This is a genomic window from Nocardia sp. NBC_01388, assembly GCF_045040085.1.
In the GTDB taxonomy this organism is placed as follows: domain Bacteria; phylum Actinomycetota; class Actinomycetes; order Mycobacteriales; family Mycobacteriaceae; genus Nocardia.
In genome coordinates this window covers 2,148,421-2,162,260 of the sequence record NZ_CP109553.1, presented here as the reverse complement: position 1 = coordinate 2,162,260, position 13,840 = coordinate 2,148,421, and the positions used below count along the sequence as shown (strand labels likewise).

Sequence of the window (13,840 nt, the reverse complement as noted above, 5' to 3'; positions counted from 1 at the left end):
AGGTCAGCGCGAGTACAGGACCGCTTGCTCCACAAGGCGGTTCACCGCGCGAGTCACCCGATCTTCGTCGCCGGTGATCCAGAAGTCCTGAATGAGGCCGCGCATGCCGGAGATGAGGAGGGTGGCCGCGGCCTCGGGATCATCGTGGGCGGGGTCGATGCGGGCGAGGGTCTCGGTCATGGCGGTGACCAGGACCTGGATGGTGTCGTTGGCATACGAGTCGAACGGACTGCCCGGGACGCAGGCCGCGCCCAGGACCTGAAGGAGGACTCGGTTGCTGACGGCCCCGGGCCCGGCGGTGTTGATCGCGAACGAATGCGAGAGGCGGGATCTGAGGACGGCGGGGTCCTCGATGCCCCGGAAGAGCGCGGCGATGTCCGGGCGCTGGGTTTCCAGGGCGGCGACGAGCATTTGTTCTTTGGTGCCGAAGTAGTGGATGAGCATGCGGGAGCTGGTGCCCAGGTACTCGGCCAGCGGGCGCAGGGACAGTTCGGCCAGGCCGTGGTCGGCGATGTAGGCAATGACTCCGGAGAGGAGTTCGGCGCGACGAGCATGGTCGAGGGGGCGTGGCACGGGTTGACTGTAGCGGACGGTACAGGTATTCATGTCGGCATGGGTGTAGCAACTGGTACAGAAACTCGGCGCGTGGTGGTCACCGGAATGTCGGCTACCACCTGCCTCGGGGCCGATCTCGATACGACGTGGACGCGGCTGCTGGCGGGTGAGAGCGGAATCGCCCCGCTGACAGACGATTTCGTGGCGGACAACCAACTTCCGGTGCGGATCGGCGGCCGGTTGACCGCGCAGCCGGGGGAGCAGCTGACCCGAATCGAACAGCGGCGCATGTCCTTCGTCCAGCAGCTGGCCCTGGTGCTCGGGCGGCAGGTGTGGCGGAAAGCCGGGTCCCCGGAGTTCGACGGGGATCGGCTGGCGGTCGCGGTCGGCACGGGGCTCGGCGGCGGGGAAGCGCTGGTGCACGCGGTGGATGTGATGCGCGCCGGGGGATATCGGAAGGTGCCGCCGATGACGGTGCCCATGGTGATGCCGAACGGCTCCGCCGCGACCATCGGCTTGGAGCTCGGCGCGAAAGGCGGTGTCTACGCGCCGGTTTCCGCATGTGCGTCGGGCGCGGAAGCCATCGCCCACGGCTGGCGGCTGATCGCCACGGGTGAGGCGGACGTGGTGGTCGCCGGTGGCGTGGAGGGTCATATCGATGCCGTGCCGATCGCGAGCTTCGCCATGATGCGGGCCATGAGCACGCGCAATGACGAACCCGCCCGCGCCTCGAGGCCTTTCGACCGGGAGCGCGACGGGTTCGTCTTCGGCGAGGCTGGCGCCATGCTGGTGCTGGAATCCGAGGAGCATGCGCTGGCGCGGGGTGCGCACATCTACGGTCGAGTGCTCGGCGCGGGCATCACCTCGGACGGCTATCACATCACCGGCACCTCCCCGGACGGTGACGGGGCCGCGCGGGCCATGCGCAAGGCGATCACCTCGGCGGGCCTGTCCGCCTCCGACATCGACCACATCAATGCGCACGCCACGTCCACTCCGGTCGGCGATGCTTCCGAAGCCAATGCCATAACCGCCGTGACGCCCGAGGCCTCGGTGTACGCCCCGAAGTCCGCCCTGGGCCACTCCATCGGCGCGGTCGGAGCCCTCGAGGCGATTCTCACCCTGCGCACGCTCGAGCACCAGATCATCCCGCCCACACTGAATTTCGAGCAGCCCGACCCCGATATCGACCTGGATATCGTCGCGGGCAAGGCGCGCGCCGCGAGCATGAACTACGCGCTGAGCAACTCCTTCGGCTTCGGCGGCCACAATGTCACACTGGCACTCGGCCGGGCCTGACGTGGCGAAACCCTAGCCGCGCAGGGCTTTCGGCACCAGAGCCGCACCGCGCGCCGCCACCGGGCGCAAGAGCGTGCAGCAGACGGTCAGCCACAGTGCGCCGAAGAGCAGGCCGCCGAGAATATCGGTGGGCCAGTGCACTCCGAGATACAGCCGGGACAACCCGACGGCGAGGACGAAAAGGCCGGCGACAACCACGAGCAGCGGGCGCCAGAGGCCGTGCAGCAGCGGCAGTATCAGCGCGACCAGAGCTCCGACGATAACCGTCGAACCCAGTGTGTGCCCGGACGGATAGGAGTGATTGGTCTCGATGACCAGGTGATCGATGACCGGTGGACGATCCCGCCCGATCAGCAGTTTGCCCGCGAAGGTCAGCACCCCCGCCCCGAGCGCGGTGATGCCGAAGAATATCGCCGTCTCCCACTGCCGCCGCCAGGCCAGCAGTCCGCAGACCAGCACCGCGAGGATCGCCATCGTCGTCGTGTCACCGAGCGCACTGATCACCTTGGCGATCGAGGTGAGCATGCTGCTGCGATGGTCGATGAACCATTGCAGCCAGCGCGCGTCCGGTCCGAGCGGATCGGGATGCGTGATCACTGCGAGGGTCAGCGCCAGCGTGAGCGCGCCGAGCGTGAGCAGTGCGACCCGAGCGGCGGGCGCGGACAGCAGTGGCCGCGGACCGGTTGCGGGCACCGATGGATTCTCCTGCAGAGGTGAGGTGGCGGACGGCATCCGTCGACCATGACATGCGGCCGCTGAGAGGAAGTTGAGAAGCCGGGTCGGTGAGCAGGCCCGCAGGCGGCCTGTTGCATGCTTGGGCGGTGCGGGTACTGGTGGTGGAGGATGAGCAGCGTTTGGCGCGCACGATCGCCCGCGGGCTCGAGCTCGAGGGTTTTGTGGTGCAGCTCGCCCACACCGGCGGCGAGGGGCTGTGGTGGGCGCTCGAGGACGATTTCGATGTCATCGTGCTCGACATCATGCTGCCGGAGCTGAGCGGCTACGAGGTGCTGCGACGGCTGCGGCAGCGAGATGTGTCGACGCCTGTGCTCATGCTCACCGCCAAGGACGGTGATTACGAACAGGCCGACGCGTTGGATCTGGGCGCGGACGACTACCTCACCAAGCCGTTCTCCTTCGTCGTACTGATCGCCCGCCTGCGCGCGCTCATGCGCCGCCGCGCCCCGCAGCAGCCGTCACTGCTCGCCGCGGGCGATCTCACACTCGATCCGGTGCGCCGGTCGGTGCACCGCGGCGGCACCCCTCTCACCCTGACGCCCCGCGAATTCGGACTGCTGGAATTCCTGTTGCGGCACAAGGGCATTGCCGTCACCAAGACCGAGATTCTGCGCAATGTGTGGGATGCCAACTACGAGGGCCCGGAGAATGTGGTCGAGGTGTATGTCGGCTATCTGCGTAAGAAGATCGACGCGCCGTTCGGGCACAGCAGTATCGAGACGCTACGGGGCGTCGGCTACCGGCTGATCGACGCCGGGACCGCCGACGGGCAGGTCGATCACGAATCGAGCGCCACCCCAGGGTGATTCGCCGACCGTGACGGTGCCCGCATGCGCGGCCACCAGCTCCGCGACAATCGCCAGGCCGAGCCCGGAGCCGCCGGACGCCCGCGCGCGATCGGCCTCGAGCCGGACGAAGCGGCCGAAGATCCGCTCCCGGTCGGCCACTGGAACTCCGGGACCGTCATCATCGACCACCATGCGGGCGCGCTCACCCTCCTGCGTAATGATGATGGCCACCTGCGAATCGGCGTGTGCGGCCGCATTGTCGGCGATATTGCGCAGTACCCGGGCCAGCCTGGCCGGATCGCCGATCACCCGTGCGGGCCGGATATCGGTGCGGACCGTCACGGTGCCGCGAGCCTTCAGCGCGGCGGCCTGCGCATCCCCGAGATAGTCGAGATCGACATCGCCGGTGCGCAATTCGAGCCCGTGCTCGTCGGCGGCGGCAAGGGTGAGCAGATCCTCGATGAGGTGCCGCATACGCTCGGTCTCGGGCAGCAGCGTATCGCTGATGAGATCACGGTCCAGCACCTCGGGCCGGTCCCGCGCCAATTCGAGTGCCGCGGTGACCGCGGCCAGGGGGCTGCGCAATTCGTGCGAGGCGTCCCCGACGAACCGGCGCTGTGCCAGATGCCCTGCCTCGATGCGAGCGAGCATGCCGTTCATGGTCTCGGCCAGCCGCGCGATCTCGTCACGCGCCGCGGGCACCGGCACCCGCTCGGACAGATCGGTCGCGCCGATCCCGGTCACCCGCCGGCGGATCTCCTCCACCGACCGCAGTGAGCGTCCCACCAGCAGATAGGTCGCCGCCGCGGCCGCCGCGACCACCACCGGCCCGCCCACCGCCACCAGCGCCGCCACCCGGGTCACCGCATGCTCGGCCGATTCGGTGCTCACCGAGACCAGCACGGTGTACTTCCCCAGCGGTGTCGCCACCGTGCGGGCGGAAATGCGTAGGTCCGGATCGTCGTCCGAATGCGGCCGCAACCCGATCACCCGATCGCCGACAGCGGCCGGATCCAGCAGCGGGGCAGCACTATTCGAATCCGACGACCGCACCACCCGCCCGTCCGGGTCCACCACCTGCACCGTTTCGATCGGGCTCCCGGTGGCGAACAGCGGACCCGGCAGTTCGGTCATCGCATTCTCCGGCGGATCGTCCGCCGAGATCCGCGCGAGTTCGGACGCGAGCGCATCCATCCGGGTTCCGGCGGTGGTATCGAGCTCTCGGAGCAATGACCGATGCAGCAACCAGAGCATGGCCATGGCCGCCACCAGCAGTACTGCCCCCACCACCAGCGCGGAGGCGATCGCCGACCGAACGCGCAGCCCCCAGTGCGAAGGCCGCGACCACTCCGGAATCCGATTCACCCACCCATCATCGGCCACGACCCGCACCGATCCGTGCCCGGCGCACCAGCCACGCCAGCACAAGGAACAGCAGCGGCGCGAGCAGGACAACCGGCACGGTGGCCGCGCCGGTGATCGGCTGCAGCGCATCGATCACGCAGTCACCGATGCGCTGACCGATATCCCGGACGAAGTCGATGCGATCCGATTCCCCCGGAACCTCCTGAGCCGCCCACGTCACCCGCTGAACGTACGCGCGAGATGCGCCGCAGGCCACCGGCTCTCAGCGGGCGCTCAGGGCAGCGTGTCGGTCTGGATGCGGGGGTCGAGTTTGCGGAGGGTGTCGGGGCGGTCGGTGAGGCAGGGCCAATCCCGGCTCACCGCTTCGATGGTCGCGTGGCCGGCGGGGATCAGGGAGTCCGCGTCTATGCGGTCGGCGAGGGCGGCGCCGAGTTGATCGCTCGCGGGACGGTCGAGGGGCTGGATCACCGTATTGGGCAGGTCCAGCAGCACGGCGAGGATATCGAGGCGGCCGGCCGGGATGAGTGCGCGCGCGGCGGCCAGGGCGGTGGCCGGAACGATAATGGTGTGCCCGGCGTCAGCGGTGGCCCAGACCACCGATTGCACATATGCGACGCGATGCGCCCATGCGGTCAGAGCGGCCGTGTCGAAGACGACGCCGCCCAGGGTCGAGCCTGCGGAGGTCATGCTGCGCCGGCATGGTCGCCGGCGGCGTCCTCCTCGGATAATGGGGGCAGGCCCTGTACGGCCCGCGCTCGGTTGATGAGGTCGAGAGGTGGCCGGCCGCCGAAGACCTGCTCGATGCGGGCCAGGGATTCGGCCCGGTCGACGCGGACCTTCACGGATTCGGCCACGAAGGCCGAAATCGATTCGATGCGGCCCTTATTGCGCCATTCATCGAGCGTGGCGGCGACTTCTTCCGGCATCGTCACGGTGATCTTTCGGGTGCGACGCTGTCTCGCCATACCGGAAGGATACTTGGGTATGGGCGACAGGTGCGACATGCCCGCACCCGGAGTCGGGAGTTTCCAATTCCGCTGATCTGAAACCTGCCGGTCACGCGGCGATCCGTGTTCGATACGGTTGACGTGCGCCCATATCGCCAAGCTCAGAGGACAGATGCAGATGGATGAGAGTTCGATCGCGTGGGTCGACGGTGCCCTGGTCACCATCGATCAGCGTGCGCTGCCGCAGCAATTGCGGGAGCTGCGGATCACGACGGTCGACGATCTCATCGACGCCATCACATCGCTGGCCATCCGCGGCGCTCCGGCCATCGGCGTGTCCGGTGCGTTCGGCGTGGTGCTCGCGGCGCTGGCGGCGACCACCGACGGTGTGGTGAATACCGCTCAGGTGCAATCGGAGTCCGCGCGTGTCGCGAATGCTCGCCCCACGGCGGTCAACCTGGCCTGGGGCGTCAAGCGCGCGCTCGCGCAGCTGCCCGGCGGCGTGCAGGCGGTGCTCGACGAAGCGCTGGAAATGCTGGCCGAAGACGGCCGCGTGAATCTGGCCGCCGCGACCCATGCCGCCGATCTGGTGCAGCGGCTCTGCGGGGATCGCCCGCTGCGGATTCTCACGCACTGCAATACCGGCCGGCTGGCGACCACCACGGTCGGCACCGCCATCGGCGCACTGCGGGTGCTACACGAACGCGGGGTGCTCGCGGAAGTGATTGTGGACGAGACCCGTCCGCTGCTGCAGGGTGCGCGCCTGACCGCCTGGGAAATGGCAGAGGCCGGAATCCCGCACCGGCTCACCATCGATTCGGCCGCGGCGTGGGCCATGGCCACCGAGGGCGTGGACGCGGTCCTGGTCGGTGCGGACCGCATTACCGCCGACGGGTCCGTCGCGAACAAGATCGGCACGTACATGCTGGCCATTGCGGCCGAGCGGCACGGGATTCCGTTCATCGTGGTCGCTCCCGAATCCACTCGGGATGTCGCGACCGCGCAGGGCAGCGACATTGTGGTGGAGCAGCGCGCGGCGTCCGAGGTCACCGGATTCGGCGGTGCGACAACGGCTCCCGAGGGCACACTGACCTTCAATCCGGCCTTCGATGTGACACCCCCGGAGCTGGTCACCGCGGTGGTCACCGAAAACGGTGTGCTCGGCGCGGCTTCCGGTGACGAGTCCGGATCCAGCCTGAGCGATCGTCTCGACGCGCAGTGGATGGCCGACTACGAGCCCGCTGACGAGCCCATCGCCTTCGGCGCAGCGGCGGGTGATTTCCTCGCCTCCCTCGCCGAACCCGTTGTGGACGAGCAGTACGAGGACGGAGAAGCGATCGCGACGATCGCCCGCGGCCTCTACGCCAACGGCTGGATGCCGGGCACGGCAGGCAATATCTCTGTGCGTCAGGCAGATGCGGCCGTCATCACGGCGAGTGGCTTGTCGAAAGGCGAGCTCACCGCCGACGATATGGTGACCGTGGCGGTGGCCGATTCCCGGCCGCTGGTCGCGGGCGCGCGAAAGCCCTCGGCGGAGAGCGCGATTCACACCGCCGTCTACCGCACCACCGGAGCCGCCGCGGTCGTGCACGTCCACCCGCCGCATGCGACCGCCCTGTCCATCGGTGCGGGCGGTGCCACGGTGCAGCCGGTGCGCTTTTCCGGATATGAGCTGATCAAGGGCTTGGGCGGCGCGCGCCCCGACTTCATCGACATTCCGGTGTTCCCGAATCATGCCGATGTCCCGCAGATCGGCGTGGATATCGAGAAGTACCTGACCGAGCACCCGGATGCCCCGCCGGTGCTTTTCATTGCCGGGCACGGCATTACGGCATGGGGTGCAAGTCTGGCCCAGGCCCGCGATCGCGCCGAATGCCTCGAGGCCATGAGCGAATTGATCACATTGACCGGGCGTCGTGAGATCCCGGTGGGCGAGAACTAGTTCCCTGAGGAGGAACCTCGAATGACTTTGCTGCAGATCATGTCCGATAAGGACGCCGCCGACGTCACCCTGCGCACCACCGATGACGCGGTCATCGCGGCCGAACTGAACAAGCGCGGCATCGTCTTCGAACGCTGGTCGCTGTTCGAGGGTCTCGACGGCGCGACGGCGACCGAGGACCTGCTGGCCGAATACGACAACCGCATCAAGGCACTCAATGCCGACGGGCGCTACAAGTTCATCGACGTGGCCCGCATCCACCCGGACGAGTCCGATCCGGAGTGGCCCGCCAAGGCGGTGGCCGCCCGCACCAAGTTCCTGGACGAGCACCGGCACGCCGAGGACGAGGTGCGTTTCTTCGCCGCCGGGCAGGGCTGCTTCTATCTGCACCTGGGCGACGAGGTGCTGGCAACCGTCTGCACCGCAGGCGATCTGGTGTCGGTGCCCGCGGGCACGCTGCACTGGTTCGATATGGGCAGCGCCCCGGAGTTCGTGGCGGTGCGGTTCTTCGAGGAGCAGGACGGCTGGATCGGCGATTTCACCGGTGACCAGATCTCCGGCGGCTTCCCGACCCTCGATGAGCTCCTGGCGGCATGATCAAGGTCATCGTCCTCGATATCGAGGGCACCACCAGCCCGACCAGTTCGGTGCGCGAGGAGCTGTACGGCTACACCCGCGACCGGTTGCCGGGCTGGCTGGCCGAAAATCAGGGCGGGGCGGCCGATTCCATTCTGGCCGATACCCGGGCGCTGGCCGATCGGCCGGACGCCGGGATCGACGAGGTGGCGCAGATCCTCATCGGCTGGCTGAATTCGGATGTGAAGGCCGAACCGCTCAAGGCCGCGCAGGGCATCATCTGCGCGGAGGGGTTCCGCAACGGCGCGCTGTTCGGCGAATTCTTCCCCGACGTGCCGCCGGTGCTGCGCGCCTGGCGTGCGACCGGCCTCGAGCTCTACATCTACTCCTCGGGTTCGGTTCGCAATCAGAAGGATTGGTTCGAATTCGCCCGCGGCGGAGACCTGTCTCCACTGGTCAGCGGGCATTTCGATCTGACCACCGCCGGCCCGAAGCGCGAGGCGTCCTCCTACGAGAAGATCGCCGGCACGATCGGCGTTCCAGCGGAGAGCATCCTGTTCCTGTCGGATCATCCCGACGAACTGGATGCGGCCGTCGCCGCAGGCTGGTCGGCCGTCGGCGTCGCCAGGCCGGGGGAGCCGAACCCCCCGCGCCCGCCGCACCGCTGGATCAGCGATTTCGCCGACGTCGAACCGAACTGAGCCGCAAGGTAATCGCGGCTGCCGTAGTCGCCGGGTCCGCAGGAGTTCGGAAAACTTCTCCCACGAGCGACGATTCCGCCGCACGGGGGGAGTCCTACCTTGGACCGAGAAATGCGCGGACCACGGTAGGAGACCACTCGACATGAGCGAACCGGAACCGACAAGAGATATTTCGCACGTCACCGATGTGTGGCCGCTCGTCCACGCGGAGCGAGCCGCGCTGGCAGCGGATCTCGCGGACTTGACCGACAAGCAGTGGACTACGCAGTCACTGTGCACCGAACTGACTGTGCGCGAGGTGCTTGCCCACCTCACCGCCGGCGCGACCCTCACTCCCGTGCGGTGGCTGGCGGGCGTGATCCGCTGCCGGTTCGACTTCGAGAAGCAGGTGGCCATGCGGCTGGCCGAACACCTGGGCGCGAGCCCCGCCGAAACACTCGACAGGTTCCGGGAAGTCGTCACGAACACCACCAAACCGCTCATGCCTACCGTGGCGATGCTCGGTGAAGTGATCGTGCACGGAGAGGACATCCGGCGGCCGCTGGCCATCCACCGCGACTACCCGATCGACACGCTCACGCGGGTGGCCGAGTACTACCAGGGCACCAATCTCCCCGTCCTGACCAAAGGCCGGATCGGTGGCCTGCGACTCGTCGCGACCGACGGCCCCTTCACCACCGGCTCCGGCTTGCCGGTGTCCGGCACCACCGTGGCCCTGATCATGGCGATGGCCGGGCGTAGCGCGTACTGCGACGAACTCGACGGTGACGGTGTCACCCGCCTGCGAGACCAGGGGTCCCGGTAGCAGGCGACGAAAGTCCAGCGGTCTCACCCCTGCCCGAATCGTGTTGACACTGACTGACTCTCATCACACACTGACCGAGTCACAGTGTCTGCGCGGGAAAGCCGCGTGACCGTGGATGTCCGATGATCACACGGTGGTCGGCCGCTCAGCCAGATCGCGCCCGTTCCGGGTTCCGGAACGGGCGCGAGTGTGGTCAGGGGGTGATCAGCTGGCCGCCGGGTGCGGCGGCCTTGGTGATCAGGTATTCCACCAGGGCCATGAGGACGTTCTTGGCGGAGGCGCGATCTCGGGCGTCGCAGAGCAGCACCGGAATGTTCTCGTCGAGGTCGAGGGCGTCGCGGACCTCGACCGGTGTGTAGACCGGCGCGCCCTCGAAGCAGTTGACCGCCACCGTGAATGCCACGCCGCGCCGTTCGAAGAAGTCGATCGCCGCGAACGAGCCTTCGAGTCGCCGGGTGTCGGCCAAGACGACCGCGCCCAGCGCACCGCGCGCCAATTCGTCCCAGAGGAACCAGAATCGGTCCTGTCCGGGGGTGCCGAACAGGTAGAGCACCAGGTTCTGGTCGATGGTGATGCGACCGAAGTCCAGGGCCACCGTGGTGGTGGTCTTGCCCTCCACGCCGCGCAGATCGTCCACGCCCGCGGAGAGTTCGGTGATCAGCTCTTCGGTGCGGAGCGGCGTGATCTCACTGAGCGCCGCCACCATAGTCGTTTTGCCGACGCCGAACCCACCCGCGATGAGAATCTTCACCGAGGCGGCCAGGGGCCGGGAATTGTCAAAGTTTTCGGATGCCATCGAGTACAGCTCGCAAAATGTTGAGGTCTCCGGGCCCCGCGTCGGAGACCGGTGACCGGAAATTGAGGATGCCGTCGGAGATGAGGTCGCCGACGAGGATTTTGGTCACTGCCAGTGGAAGCCGCAGCGCGGCAGACACTTCGGCGACGGACAACGGGAGTCTGCACAGGCGGACGATGTCGCCGTACTCAGGTTCGACACGTCGCAGCGGTGGCGCCGCATTGGGAACCACCACCGCTGTGAGCATGTCGAGATCGTGCGCTGCGCCCATGGTTCGACCGCCGGTGCGCGCGTACGGGCGCACCAGCGGCCCAGCGGCGTCGTCGAACCAATGATCCCCCGGCCGAGCCATCATGAGATCCGGGGGTTGACCTGTCCGGCCAGATGATGGCGCGGCGTGGTGGACAGGTAGGTGCCGACGCGCTGCACCGTGAGATTCATTTCGTAGGCGACCATGCCGAGGTTGGCCTGCTCGCTGGCCTGCAGCGCGAGGCAGGCATTGCTGCCGGCCGCGGTCACGAACAGCACTGCCCGGTCCAGCTCGATGACCGCCTGGCGGACACCGCCGCCGTCGAAACGGCTGCCCGCGCTGCGGGCGAGACCGTAGAGGGTGGAGGACATGGCGCCGAAGTGTTCGGCGTCCTCCCTGCTCATGGCGGAGGAGCGTCCCAGCAGCAATCCGTCGGTGGAGTGCACCACCGCGTGTCGCACGCCTGCGAGCCGATCCACCAGATCATCGAGTAGCCAGTTGAGATCACCAGCGTTTGAGGTGGTCACCGTCGCCTTCCTGTCGTTCCTGGAATGGTTTGGACGTCGGCTCGACCGTACCGGGATCGGCCCGGCGGCCCTGCCTGGTTCCGTTTTCGATGGCGGACATGAGGTCTCGGGCCTGCTCGGCCGTGCGGGTGGGCTGATCCGACGATTCGGTGGTCGTCGTGTCCTGCGCCAATTCCGGTGCGAGACTTGCCTGCCGGCGCCTACGCGGTAGCGCGGGCCGGGCGTCCGAGCCAGTGTACTGGGAGCGATCGAATTCCCGTGAGCGGAAACCGATATCGGGCTCGGTCTGGGAGAGCGGTGGCGGACGGTGCGAGTTCGGCTCCGTCGGCGGCTCGTACGGCCGCAGTTGGGGTTCGAATGTCATCGGGCGCTCCGGGGCGCGGGGTTCTGGCCGGGCCGGGAAGGACGGGGGGAGTGCCGCGGGTGCGGCGGGGGGCTCGAGCTGCCGCGGCTGCTGCGGCTGTTCGAGCTGCTGTGCGGCGGCCTCGGCCTGCCGGGCCGTTTCCACCGCGAGGGCGGCATGGAACTGCCCGGTGTCGAAAGCGCTGGGCACGGCCGGGATTTCACCGGTGCGGCCCGTCGATACGGTGAGGCTGGAGGGCACCAGCACGATGGCGCGCACGCCGCCGTAGTCCGATTCGGTCAGGCGCACCGAAATGCCGTTGCGGACCGCCAGCTGAGCGACCACGAACATGCCCAGGCGGGAGTCATCCGATAGCGTATTGACGCCGAAATCCGGTGGGTTGCGCAGCATGTCGTTGATGCGGGCGATCTCGGACTCCGGCATGCCCATGCCCTGGTCGACGATCTCGACCGCGATGCCCTTGCCGACCACATTGCCGCGCACCTCGACCTGCGACTGCGGCGGTGAGAAGTGCGAGGCATTGTCGACGAGTTCGGCGAGCAGGTGCACGAGGTCGGCAACGGCGGTGCCGGCCACGGCCACCTCGGGCAGCCGGGCGATCTTGACGCGGGTGTAGTCGAGCGCCTCGCCCACACCGCTTCGTACGACCTCGATGAGCTGCACCGGGTTTCGCCACTGCCGGCCGGGCTGGCCGCCCGCGAGAATGATCAGGTTCTCGGCATTGCGACGTTCGCGGGTGGCGAGGTGATCGAGCCGGAAGAAGATCTCCAGCAGCGCCGGATCCTCCTGCTTGGCCTCGGCCTCGTCGAGCACCTCGAGCTGACGGTGCACCACGACCTGGCTGCGGTGCGCGATATTGAGGAAGACCGCCTTCACACCCTCACGGGTGCGGGCCTCGGTGACCGCGGCGTTCACGGCGGCGGTGTGCGCGTGGCCGAAGGCCTTGGCCACCTGGCCGATCTCATCGGTGCCGAAGTCCAGTTCCGGTGTCTCGGTAGACACCTCGACCTGCTTGCCATCGCGCAGCTGCGCCATGATCTCGGGCAGGCGCTCGTCGGCGAGCACATTGGTCTGGTCCCGAAGTCGCTTGAGCCGCCGGATGATCCGGTTGGCCAGCACCAGCGCGATGAGGAACGCCGAGGCGGAGACCAGCAGCATGGCCCCACCCGCGAGCGCGGAGTTGCGCGCGCTGGTGTCGGCGGCGTCGCCGGCCGCGGCCAGCGACTGCTTGCTGACCCGGTCCCACTGCTCGAGCAGCGCCTTGTTGATCTCGTTGACCGCGTCGTGCCACTCGGCCGGGGTGAAGGTCAGCGGTGCGACGGGCGGGGTGGCGCCGTTCTTGAGGGGCGCGGCAGTCAGGGGATCGAGAGCCCGTGCCATGAGCACGTTCTCCATCATGATCAGTTTCTGCCAGGCCGGATCATTGACGACCGAGGCGCCGGAGGTGTCGCCCTTGCTGCCGTCCGCACCGGCGAGCAGGCCGACATTGACGCGGTACGCGCCGACGACACGGGTGAACTCGATGGCCAGATCCGGTGACAGCGTGCCGTTGTTGATCAGGACCTCGGCCAGTGCGGCTGCACGGGAGAGCATTTCCGATGCCGAGACGATCTGCAGCGTCTCGGCCGTTCCCATCGCGACCTCGGGATTGGGGGCGGTGGTCTCCACGGCACGGGTGCCGATGGAGATCAGATCGAGCAGGTGACCGTAGAACTGGTAGGCATCGGCCAGCGGCAGCGCATTGGCGTCGATCTGGGTACGCACGGCCGCGAGTGACCGGCTCAGCGTGACGAACCCGCCGACATCACCCTTGACGTCCTGGGGGCCGAGGTTCTCCATGTCCTTGGTGGTCCCGGCCATGCCGCGCAGTGCGTCGTCGAGCCGAGTCCTGGCCTGGGTCAGGCCTTTCGGATTGGGCTCGTCACCCGCGAGCTGGGCCAGCGTGAGCTGGCGTTCCAGCTGCACCGAACTCACCAATTCCTTGCTGAGCGGTGTGGCGGCGGTGAGTGCGTCCGCCCATTCTCGCGCGTTTGTGCCCTGTACCACCAAATATCCCGCGCCACCCACACCGATCACGAGCAGCGCGAGGCTCGGGACGAGTGCGATGGCGAGAACACGGGTCCGGACCCCGAGCCTCGCTCTGAACATCGGCACAACGTAACGGGCGAACGTCACATAAGTCACTTAGAT

Annotated in this window: 16 protein-coding genes; 6 read left to right on the top strand and 10 right to left on the bottom strand. The window is 67.8% G+C overall.

The genetic code is table 11. The features are described from left to right. Positions 1-3: 3 nt before the first annotated feature. The gene (locus OG716_RS10075) at positions 4-573 is read right to left on the bottom strand and encodes a TetR/AcrR family transcriptional regulator (RefSeq protein WP_405137365.1); all 570 of its coding nucleotides are present in this window, start codon (positions 571-573) and stop codon (positions 4-6) included. Positions 574-612: 39 nt separating this feature from the next. Here OG716_RS10075 and OG716_RS10070 point away from each other — a divergent pair, with 39 nt between their 5' ends. Further along, positions 613-1,854 (top strand): KasA/KasB family beta-ketoacyl-ACP synthase, encoded by a 1,242-nt coding sequence (locus OG716_RS10070; protein WP_405137364.1) that lies wholly within the window; start codon positions 613-615, stop codon positions 1,852-1,854. A 12-nt stretch (positions 1,855-1,866) separates the two neighbouring features. Here the strand turns inward: OG716_RS10070 and OG716_RS10065 are convergent, their stop codons facing one another. Beyond that, entirely contained in the window at positions 1,867-2,547 is a 681-nt protein-coding gene (locus tag OG716_RS10065; RefSeq protein WP_405137363.1) for a phosphatase PAP2 family protein, read from the bottom strand. 128 nt (positions 2,548-2,675) lie between these two features. Between OG716_RS10065 and OG716_RS10060 the strand changes: the two genes are divergently transcribed. Beyond that, positions 2,676-3,395 carry a response regulator transcription factor gene (locus OG716_RS10060; RefSeq protein WP_405139619.1) on the top strand — a complete coding sequence of 240 codons (720 nt, stop codon included), beginning with the start codon at positions 2,676-2,678 and terminating at the stop codon, positions 3,393-3,395. Here the strand turns inward: OG716_RS10060 and OG716_RS10055 are convergent. From OG716_RS10055 to OG716_RS10040, 4 genes are read right to left on the bottom strand one after another with little or no spacing between them, the layout of a single operon-like run. Next, positions 3,312-4,760 carry an ATP-binding protein gene (locus OG716_RS10055; RefSeq protein ID WP_405137362.1) on the bottom strand — a complete coding sequence of 483 codons (1,449 nt, stop codon included), beginning with the start codon at positions 4,758-4,760 and terminating at the stop codon, positions 3,312-3,314. The two genes, OG716_RS10060 and OG716_RS10055, sit on opposite strands and share 84 nt — an antisense overlap. Continuing rightward, complete coding sequence (locus OG716_RS10050; RefSeq protein ID WP_405137361.1) at positions 4,750-4,962, bottom strand: MYXO-CTERM sorting domain-containing protein; 213 nt, start codon at positions 4,960-4,962, stop codon at positions 4,750-4,752. The genes OG716_RS10055 and OG716_RS10050 overlap by 11 nt, the downstream gene beginning before the upstream one ends. 53 nt (positions 4,963-5,015) lie before the next feature. Then, a complete protein-coding gene (locus OG716_RS10045; RefSeq protein WP_355131557.1) occupies positions 5,016-5,429 on the bottom strand; it encodes a hypothetical protein in 414 nt (137 codons plus the stop codon). Beyond that, positions 5,426-5,707 (bottom strand): hypothetical protein, encoded by a 282-nt coding sequence (locus OG716_RS10040; RefSeq protein ID WP_355131559.1) that lies wholly within the window; start codon positions 5,705-5,707, stop codon positions 5,426-5,428. The genes OG716_RS10045 and OG716_RS10040 overlap by 4 nt, the downstream gene beginning before the upstream one ends. A gap of 160 nt (positions 5,708-5,867) precedes the next feature. Here OG716_RS10040 and mtnA point away from each other — a divergent pair, with 160 nt between their 5' ends. The 4 genes from mtnA (at position 5,868) to OG716_RS10020 (ending at position 9,713) form a co-directional block, all read left to right on the top strand. After that, entirely contained in the window at positions 5,868-7,631 is a 1,764-nt protein-coding gene (gene mtnA / locus OG716_RS10035; RefSeq protein ID WP_405137360.1) for an S-methyl-5-thioribose-1-phosphate isomerase, read from the top strand. 21 nt (positions 7,632-7,652) lie between these two features. Then, positions 7,653-8,228 (top strand): 1,2-dihydroxy-3-keto-5-methylthiopentene dioxygenase, encoded by a 576-nt coding sequence (locus OG716_RS10030; protein ID WP_405137359.1) that lies wholly within the window; start codon positions 7,653-7,655, stop codon positions 8,226-8,228. Beyond that, complete coding sequence (mtnC, locus tag OG716_RS10025) at positions 8,225-8,908, top strand: acireductone synthase (protein ID WP_405137358.1); 684 nt, start codon at positions 8,225-8,227, stop codon at positions 8,906-8,908. The genes OG716_RS10030 and mtnC overlap by 4 nt, the downstream gene beginning before the upstream one ends. A gap of 142 nt (positions 8,909-9,050) precedes the next feature. Beyond that, positions 9,051-9,713 carry a maleylpyruvate isomerase family mycothiol-dependent enzyme gene (locus OG716_RS10020; protein WP_405137357.1) on the top strand — a complete coding sequence of 221 codons (663 nt, stop codon included), beginning with the start codon at positions 9,051-9,053 and terminating at the stop codon, positions 9,711-9,713. Positions 9,714-9,906: 193 nt separating this feature from the next. Here the strand turns inward: OG716_RS10020 and OG716_RS10015 are convergent, their stop codons facing one another. The 4 genes from OG716_RS10015 to OG716_RS10000 are packed head-to-tail and all read right to left on the bottom strand — an operon-like array spanning position 9,907 to position 13,798. Beyond that, positions 9,907-10,509: an ATP/GTP-binding protein gene (locus OG716_RS10015; protein WP_297624611.1), complete on the bottom strand. Its 603-nt coding sequence runs from the start codon at positions 10,507-10,509 to the stop codon at positions 9,907-9,909. After that, positions 10,490-10,861, bottom strand: a complete 372-nt coding sequence (locus OG716_RS10010; protein ID WP_297624609.1) for a DUF742 domain-containing protein — start codon at positions 10,859-10,861, stop codon at positions 10,490-10,492. The genes OG716_RS10015 and OG716_RS10010 overlap by 20 nt, the downstream gene beginning before the upstream one ends. Next, complete coding sequence (locus OG716_RS10005; RefSeq protein ID WP_327139512.1) at positions 10,861-11,286, bottom strand: roadblock/LC7 domain-containing protein; 426 nt, start codon at positions 11,284-11,286, stop codon at positions 10,861-10,863. Before OG716_RS10005 ends, OG716_RS10010 begins: the two co-directional genes overlap by 1 nt. Continuing rightward, a complete protein-coding gene (locus tag OG716_RS10000) occupies positions 11,264-13,798 on the bottom strand; it encodes a nitrate- and nitrite sensing domain-containing protein (protein ID WP_405137356.1) in 2,535 nt (844 codons plus the stop codon). Before OG716_RS10000 ends, OG716_RS10005 begins: the two co-directional genes overlap by 23 nt. Positions 13,799-13,840: the final 42 nt, after the last annotated feature.

Coding starts and splice junctions, on each gene's coding strand:
- OG716_RS10070 (WP_405137364.1), top strand. CDS start 613: ATGGGTGTAGCAACTGGTACAGAAACTCGGCGCGTGGTGGTCACCGGA.
- OG716_RS10045 (WP_355131557.1), bottom strand. CDS start 5,429: ATGACCTCCGCAGGCTCGACCCTGGGCGGCGTCGTCTTCGACACGGCC.
- OG716_RS10040 (WP_355131559.1), bottom strand. CDS start 5,707: ATGGCGAGACAGCGTCGCACCCGAAAGATCACCGTGACGATGCCGGAA.
- mtnA (WP_405137360.1), top strand. CDS start 5,868: ATGGATGAGAGTTCGATCGCGTGGGTCGACGGTGCCCTGGTCACCATC.
- OG716_RS10030 (WP_405137359.1), top strand. CDS start 7,653: ATGACTTTGCTGCAGATCATGTCCGATAAGGACGCCGCCGACGTCACC.
- mtnC (WP_405137358.1), top strand. CDS start 8,225: ATGATCAAGGTCATCGTCCTCGATATCGAGGGCACCACCAGCCCGACC.
- OG716_RS10020 (WP_405137357.1), top strand. CDS start 9,051: ATGAGCGAACCGGAACCGACAAGAGATATTTCGCACGTCACCGATGTG.
- OG716_RS10015 (WP_297624611.1), bottom strand. CDS start 10,509: ATGGCATCCGAAAACTTTGACAATTCCCGGCCCCTGGCCGCCTCGGTG.
- OG716_RS10010 (WP_297624609.1), bottom strand. CDS start 10,861: ATGGCTCGGCCGGGGGATCATTGGTTCGACGACGCCGCTGGGCCGCTG.
- OG716_RS10000 (WP_405137356.1), bottom strand. CDS start 13,798: ATGTTCAGAGCGAGGCTCGGGGTCCGGACCCGTGTTCTCGCCATCGCA.